6 protein-coding genes are annotated in these 7,413 nt (G+C 73.0%); 4 read left to right on the forward strand and 2 right to left on the reverse strand.

Translation table 11 applies throughout. The features are described 5' to 3' along the window. On the forward strand, positions 1 to 671 hold a 671-nt coding region (locus KBX39_RS17705; RefSeq protein ID WP_210871588.1), incomplete at its 5' end, for a serine hydrolase. Between the two features lie 56 nt (positions 672 to 727). Here the strand turns inward: KBX39_RS17705 and KBX39_RS17710 are convergent. Both KBX39_RS17710 and KBX39_RS17715 read right to left on the reverse strand, forming a co-directional pair. Next, positions 728 to 1,384 carry a response regulator transcription factor gene (locus tag KBX39_RS17710; RefSeq protein WP_030499160.1) on the reverse strand — a complete coding sequence of 219 codons (657 nt, stop codon included), beginning with the start codon at positions 1,382 to 1,384 and terminating at the stop codon, positions 728 to 730. Continuing rightward, positions 1,372 to 2,598 (reverse strand): sensor histidine kinase, encoded by a 1,227-nt coding sequence (locus tag KBX39_RS17715; RefSeq protein WP_210871594.1) that lies wholly within the window; start codon positions 2,596 to 2,598, stop codon positions 1,372 to 1,374. The genes KBX39_RS17710 and KBX39_RS17715 overlap by 13 nt, the downstream gene beginning before the upstream one ends. Before the next feature lie 166 nt (positions 2,599 to 2,764). On the opposite strand from KBX39_RS17715, the gene KBX39_RS17720 reads away from it, so the two are divergent. The 3 genes from KBX39_RS17720 (at position 2,765) to KBX39_RS17730 (ending at position 7,355) form a co-directional block, all read left to right on the forward strand. Further along, on the forward strand, positions 2,765 to 2,977 hold the full coding sequence (locus KBX39_RS17720; RefSeq protein ID WP_043323325.1) for a hypothetical protein: 213 nt from the start codon (positions 2,765 to 2,767) through the stop codon (positions 2,975 to 2,977). 182 nt (positions 2,978 to 3,159) lie between these two features. Then, positions 3,160 to 4,542: a glycoside hydrolase family 43 protein gene (locus KBX39_RS17725; RefSeq protein ID WP_210871590.1), complete on the forward strand. Its 1,383-nt coding sequence runs from the start codon at positions 3,160 to 3,162 to the stop codon at positions 4,540 to 4,542. Between the two features lie 56 nt (positions 4,543 to 4,598). Next, positions 4,599 to 7,355, forward strand: coding sequence for a beta-L-arabinofuranosidase domain-containing protein (locus KBX39_RS17730; protein WP_210871592.1), 2,757 nt, complete (start codon positions 4,599 to 4,601; stop codon positions 7,353 to 7,355). Positions 7,356 to 7,413 lie beyond the last annotated feature (58 nt).

The raw sequence follows: 7,413 nt of genomic DNA on the forward strand, positions 1-7,413 counted from the left end.
GCAGCGCCTACTTCGACCCGCGCCGGCTGCTGGCCGAGGCGCTCCCCCCGCCGCGGCGCGTCCCGCCGGGTCAGAAGTGGGAGTACAGCAACACCAACTTCGTGCTGGCCGGGCTGATCATCGAGCGGGTCACCCAGCGTCCGGTGGGTGAGGAGATCACCCGGCGGATCATCGAGCCGCTGCGGCTGCGTGACACGTACTGGCCGCAGACCGGCGAGCAGGACCTGCCGGGCCGTCTGCCGCGCGGATACGTCGCGGTGGAGCCGGGCGCGCCGTGGGTCGACGTGACCCGGATGGACCCGTCGCTGGGCTGGGCCGCCGGTCCGCTCGTCTCCACGCCGTCGGACCTGCGCACGTTCTTCGAGGCGCTGCTGGCGGGCAAGCTGCTCAAGCCGGCCCAGCAGGCGGCGCTGACGCGCACGGTGCCGGCGCCCGACTTCGAGCCCAACGGGGTGTGGGAGTACGGCCTGGGCATCGCCCGGCACGAGCTGCCCTGCGGCGGTCACGCCTGGGGGCACGGCGGCGACATCCAGGGCTTCGAGACGCGCAACCTGTCCACCACCGACGGGCGCAGCGCCGTGGTCGCGGTGACCGCGCTGCCGACCAGCCTGGAGATGCTGGAGGCGGTCACCAGCACCGTCGACGCGGCCCTGTGCGGCACCCGCCGCTGATCCGGCCGACCCGTCCGCGCGCCGCCTCACCGCGAGGCGGCGCGCGTGCGTGTGCGCTACCGGCGGCCGTCGTCGAGGTAGCGCAGCACGGCGGTGACCCGGCGGTCGGCGCGGTCGTCCGGCGGCAGGCTCAGCTTGGCGAAGATGCTGCGGATGTGCTTGTGCACAGCGCCCTCGGTGACGAACAACCGCTCGGCGATCGCGCCGTTGCCCAGCCCTTCGGCCATCAGCGCCAGCACCTCGTGCTCACGCGGCGACAGCTCGGCCAGCGCGGTGTCCGGCCGCCGGTTGCGGGCGAGCAGTTGCCCGACCACCTCGGGGTCGATCACGCTGCCGCCGCCCGCGACGCGGTGCAGCGCGGCGAGGAACTCCTCGACCCGGCCCACCCGCTCCTTGAGCAGGTAGCCGAGCCCGGAGGCGCCGACCGCGAACAGCTCGGTGGCGAACGCCTGCTCGACGTACGCGGACAGGACCAGCACCGCGAGACCGGGACGGCGGCGGCGGGCCTCGACCGCGGCGACGATGCCCTCGTCGGTGTGGGTGGGTGGCATCCGCACGTCGACGATCGCCACGTCCGGCCGGTGCTCGTCGACAGCGGTCAGGAACTCCCCCGGCGTGCCGGCGGTGGCCACCACGTCCAGGTCCTCGGCGCGCAGCAGCAGCGCCAGCCCCTCGCGCAGCAGCGCGTCGTCCTCGGCGATCACGATCCGCATGGCAGCTCCACGTGCATCCTCGTCGGTCCTCCCGGTGGGCTCGTCAGTGTCATCCGCCCGTCGTAGGCCTCGACCCGGCGGCGGTTGCCGGTCAGCCCCGAGCCGCGCGTCTCGTCGGCGGCCCCGCGCCCGTCGTCGGTGGTCGTCACCAGCAGCCGGTCCCGTTCCCGGCGCACGACGACCTCGACGCCGTCCGCGCCGCTGTGCCGGACCACGTTCGTCAGCGCCTCGGCCACCACGAAGTACGCGGTGGCCTCCACCGACGCCGCGCAGCGCACGTCGACGTCCACCGACAGGCGGCACGGCACCGCGCACTCCGCCGCGAGTCCGGCGAGCGCCCCGGCCAGCCCCCGGTCGCCGAGCACCGGCGGCAGGATGCCGCGCACCACCGTACGCAGCTCGCCGAGCGCCTGCTCGGCCGCGTCCTGCGCGCGTTCCAGGATCTCGTCGGCGCGGTCCGGGTCGCGGCGCACCGCCCGCCGGGCGGCGCCGAGCAGCACGTTCACCGCGACCAGCCGGTTCTGGGTGCCGTCGTGCAGCGAACGCTCGATCCGGCGCAGCTCCACCGCGTGCGCGTCGAGCGCCGCGGCCCGGGTGGCGGTGAGTTCGGCGACGCGCAGCGACAGGTCGAACCCGGGCGGCGGGGGCAGCAGCCGCCGGCCCGGCCGGGCCTGGATCCGCGCGAGCGCCGGGCCGGTCGTGACCGCGAGAAGCAGCCAGCCGACCCCGAGCACGGCGACCGCGAGCGCGTCGCCGAGCCCGTCGATGTGCCACCAGCCGATGCCGGGCGCGCCGGCCTCCGGCGGCACCAGCCGGTACCAGAGCGGGAACGTCATGTCCTGCACGGCGTAGATCGGCAGCACCAGCGCGAGCAGCCCGGCCCCGAAGCCGAGCGTCCCGTGGACGGCCACCCAGCGCAGCTCCCGCCGTACCACCGGGTCGCGCAGCGCCGCGCGCACCCCGGCCGGGACCGGGCCGGGCGCCGGGATCGGCGTTCCCCACCGGGACAGCCGGGCGCGCTCGCGGTCGGCCACCGACCGCACGGCCTGCAGCAGTCCGGGTACGAGCAGCAGCCCGACCCCGCCGACGCACGCCGCCGCGACGACGAGCGTCCCGAGCAGCGTGCCCAGGGCCAGCACTGCGGTGCCCAGCCCGCCGACGAGGTGCTCCAGAGCGGCCACCGCCACGCGGAACCGCCTCCGCACGTACTCCATCCCGGCCCACCCCCGGGCGAAACGATAGGTCACCGCTGTCGCCGCCCGGCAGGCCCGGGCGCGGAAAGTACAGCCTGCTGTACCACGACTGTCGTGCTGGCGGGATCGTTACCGGCCGCTCCCGTCCCTACTGTCGGTGGTAGCAGAAATCATCGAGGAGGCAGCCGTGAACGACCTGGACCGTACCGCCGAGACCGCCGCCGCCCCGTCGTCGATTACCCGGATGCGCCCGCTGCTCTGGCTGGTGCTCATCGTGAGCGTGGCCGCGAACGTGGTGCTGTCGAGCGTCGTCGGCAACCCGTGGGCCGGTTCCGCCTTCGGCGCGCTGGCGCTGCTGAGCGGTGGGACGCTTGCCGTCGACCACTACCGCAACCGCTGATCCGTCGCCGGCCGGGTGCCGGACAGCCGCCGCGGGGCGGGCCGCGAGAACGAGCGGCCCGCCCCGCGGCGTTCGCGTCAGCGCTGCGAATCGATTGACAGTCAGCTATATAAACGCCAGGCTAAGGGGCATTGTTAGCGTTAACGCGGCCGTCATCTCCACCGCAGAGAAAGGCCCCCGTCGTGCCCCTGACCCGACGCGCGTTCACAGTCGGCGCCCTGTCCGCGGCTGCCGCCGCCTCCGGCGCGCTCAGCCTGCCCCGCGGCGCGTTCGCGGCGGCGAACACCGCCTACGCGATGGCCTACTTCACCGAGACGCCGAACGGCCTCGGCGCCGACTACGGCCTGCACCTGGCCGTCAGCCGGGACGGGCTGAACTGGACTCCGCTGAACCAGAACAACCCGGTGGTCACCCCGACCGCCGGGCAGCTCGGCCTGCGCGACCCGTTCGTGCTGCGCAGGACCGACGGCACCTTCGTGGTGCTGGCCACCGACCTCAAGGGCACCAACTGGGGGCTGACCAGCCAGTACCTGCACGTGTGGGACTCGGCCGACCTGACCGCGTTCACCGGCTACCGGCGCATCCGGATGCACACGCTCGACACCCACACCTGGGCGCCGACCGCGTTCTGGGACGCCGCCCGTGGGCAGTACGCCATCGTCTACTCCGCCAACAACGGCCGGGACGTACTGTTCGTCAACTACACCAGCGACTTCCGCACCGTCAGCGGGCCGCAGGTCTACTTCAGCCCCGCCTTCGGCGTGCTCGACGGCGACGTGGTGGTCGACGGCGGCACCACGTACCTCTACTACAAGAACCTCGACGACGGACATCTCTACGGCGCCCGCTCCACCACCGCCGCGCCGAACAGCTTCACCACGTACACCAGCGGGCTGCGGCAGGGCAACGCGATCGAGGCGCCGCTGCTGCTGCGCACGAACGAGGGCGGCTGGCGGCTGTGGGGCGACTCGTTCAGCCCGGTCAACAACGACTACTACGCCTGGTCCACGACGACCATCTCGGGAAACTCGTGGACGCCGCTGAACCAGCGCGACTACACACCGCCGCTGAACTCCAAACACGGCTCGATGATCGGCATCACCGACGCCGAGTACGCCGGGATGGTCAACCGCTGGGGCACGCCGAACTGGGTCCGGCTCAAGTCGTCGAACTTCCCCGACCGCTACGTGCGGCACGCCGACCGGATCGCCCGCGTCGACGCGTACCCGTTCGACCCGTACCAGGACCAGATGTGGCGGATGGTCCCCGGCCTGGCCGACGCCGCCGGCGTCTCGTTCGAGTCGGTCAACTACCCCGGCAACTACCTGCGGCACTACGACTACGCGGTCCGGCTGGACCCGAACGACGGCACCGCCACGTTCCGCGCCGACGCCACCTTCCACCGCACCGCCGGCCTGGCCGATGCCACCTGGTCGTCGTTCCGCTCGTACAACTACCCCACCCGTTACCTGCGGCACTACGACTACCGGCTGCGCATCGACCCGCTCGGCGCCGGCTCCCCCGCGGTCGACCGGCAGGACGCCACCTTCCGGGTCACCGCGTAGCCGTTCCCCACCACCACCGTCCCCGCCACCACCGTCCCCCGCCACGGAGGCCGTCCATGCCCGCTCCCCTGGTGAACCGCCGATTCCTGCTCCGCGCCACCGGCGCCACCGCCGTCGCGGCGACCGCCGGCGCCGCCGCCGGGTCCGTCACCGCAGGCGGTACGGCGCACGCCGCGCTGCCACCGGCCCGCCCCGACATCGGCGTGTCCGCGTACGCGTTCGACCCGGGCCAGGTCCGGCTGACCGCGAGCCGGTGGCAGGACAACGAGAACCGCACAGTGGCGTACCTGCGCTTCGTGGACGTCAACCGGCTGCTCTACAACTTCCGGGCCAACCACCGCCTGTCCACCGGCGGCGCCGCCGCCAACGGTGGCTGGGACGCGCCGAACTTCCCGTTCCGCACCCACATGCAGGGTCACTTCCTGACCGCCTGGGCGCAGGCGTGGGCGGTGCTCGGCGACACCACCTGCCGGGACAAGGCGCTCACCATGGTCGCCGAGCTGGCCCGCTGCCAGGCCAACAACGGCGCGGCCGGGTTCAGCGCCGGCTACCTGTCCGGCTTCCCGGAGTCCGACTTCACCGCGCTGGAGGCCCGGACGCTCAGCAACGGCAACGTCCCCTACTACTGCATCCACAAGACGCTGGCCGGGCTGCTGGACGTGTGGCGGCTGATCGGCAGCACCCAGGCCCGGGACGTGCTGCTGGCGCTGGCCGGCTGGGTCGACCAGCGCACCAGCCGGCTCACCTCGGCCCAGATGCAGGCCATGCTCGGCACCGAGTTCGGCGGCATGAACGCGGTGCTGACCGACCTCTACCAGCAGACCGGCGACGGGCGGTGGCTCACCGTCGCGCAGCGGTTCGACCACGCCGCCGTGTTCAACCCGCTCGCCGCCAACTCCGACCAGCTCAACGGGCTGCACGCCAACACGCAGGTGCCCAAGTGGATCGGCGCGGCCCGGGAGTACAAGGCCACCGGCGTCACCCGCTACCGGGACATCGCCACCAACGCGTGGGCCATCACCGTCGGCGCGCACACGTACGCCATCGGCGGCAACAGCCAGGCCGAGCACTTCCGCGCCCCGAACGCGATCGCCGGCTACCTGCGCAACGACACGTGCGAGGCATGCAACACGTACAACATGCTCAAGCTGACCCGGGAGCTGTGGCAGCTCGAGCCGGACCGCGTCGCGTACGCCGACTTCTACGAGCGCGCGCTGCTCAACCACATGATCGGCCAGCAGAACCCGGCCGACGCGCGCGGTCACGTCACGTACTTCACCCCGCTGAACCCGGGCGGGCGGCGCGGTGTCGGCCCGGCGTGGGGCGGCGGCACCTGGAGCACCGACTACAACTCCTTCTGGTGCTGCCAGGGCACCGGGTTGGAGACCAACACGACACTCGCGGACGCCATTTACTTCCACAACGGCACCACGCTGACCGTCAACCTGTTCATGCCCTCGGTGCTCACCTGGAGCCAGCGCGGCATCACCGTCACCCAGGCCACCTCGTACCCGGTCGGCGACACCACGACGCTGACCGTCACCGGCTCGGTGAGCGGCTCGTGGACGATGCGGATCCGGATCCCGGCGTGGACCAGCGGGGCGAGCGTCAGCGTCAACGGCGTCGCGGCCGGCATCGCCACCACGCCCGGCAGCTACGCCGCCCTGACCCGCGACTGGACCTCCGGCGACACGGTCACGGTCCGGCTGCCGATGCGGGTGGCGACGGTGGCCGCCAACGACGACGCCGCGGTCGCCGCGATCACGTACGGGCCGGTGGTGCTCTCCGGCAACTACGGCAACACCACGCTGAGCGCGCTGCCGACGCTGGACCCGGCCTCGGTCACCCGTACCGGCACGGGCAGTCTCGCGTTCACCGCCCGGGCCGACGGCGCCACCGTCGACCTCGGCCCGTTCTACGACGCCCACGGGCACAACTACACGGTCTACTGGCGGGTCGGCACGGGCAGTGGTGGCGGCGGCGAGGCGAGTTTCCGGCTGGCGAACGCGGCGAGCGGGCTGGTGCTCGGGATCCAGAACATGTCCACCGCAGACGGCGGGCTCGCGCTGCAGTGGGGTGACACCGGCACCGCCGACCACGACTGGCAGCTCGTGGTCGACGGGTCGGCGCTACGGCTGCGCAACGTCAACAGCGGCAAGGTGCTCGGCGTGGAGAACATGTCCACCGCCGACGGCGCCCGGATCCTGCAGTGGGCGGACAACGGCACCGCCGACCATCTCTGGACCGTCGTCGACGTCGGCGACGGCAGCCACAAGCTGCGCAACGTGCACACCGGCAAGCTGCTCGGCATCTCCGGCGGCTCGACCGCCCAGGGCGCGTTCGCCGTGCAGGACCCGGACAACGGCAGCCTCGACAACCAGTGGCGGTTCCTGCCCAACGGGGCGCGGCGGATCCAGAACCTCGGCAGCGGGCTGGTGCTCGGCGTGCAGAACATGTCCACCGCCGACGGCGGGCCGGTCATCCAGTGGGGCGACACCGGGACCGCCGACCACCTCTGGACCGCGCTCGTGGACACCGGTGGCTACCTGCGGCTGCGCAACGGCAACAGCGGCAAGGTGCTGGGCGTCGAGGGCGCCTCGACAGCGGCCGGCGCCCGGATCGTCCAGTGGGCCGACAACGGCGCCGCCGACCACAGGTGGCGGCTGCGGCACGGCGGCGGCGGCTGGTTCCGGATCCAGTGCGCGAACGGGGGCCGCGTCCTCGGTCTCAGCGGCGGTTCCGGCGCCCAGGGCGCGCAGGCGGTCCTCGCCGACGACACCGGCGCCGCCCACCAGCGCTGGCGCTTCCTCTGACCCACCCACCCCCGCCGCCCCAGCTCGCCGATCTTGCACTCTCGGCCCCCGCGAAGTT

The organism is Micromonospora sp. D75 (genome assembly GCF_018070405.1).
In the GTDB taxonomy this organism is placed as follows: domain Bacteria; phylum Actinomycetota; class Actinomycetes; order Mycobacteriales; family Micromonosporaceae; genus Micromonospora; species Micromonospora chalcea.

Coding starts and splice junctions, on each gene's coding strand:
- KBX39_RS17710 (WP_030499160.1), bottom strand. CDS start 1,384: ATGCGGATCGTGATCGCCGAGGACGACGCGCTGCTGCGCGAGGGGCTG.
- KBX39_RS17715 (WP_210871594.1), bottom strand. CDS start 2,598: ATGGAGTACGTGCGGAGGCGGTTCCGCGTGGCGGTGGCCGCTCTGGAG.
- KBX39_RS17730 (WP_210871592.1), top strand. CDS start 4,599: ATGCCCGCTCCCCTGGTGAACCGCCGATTCCTGCTCCGCGCCACCGGC.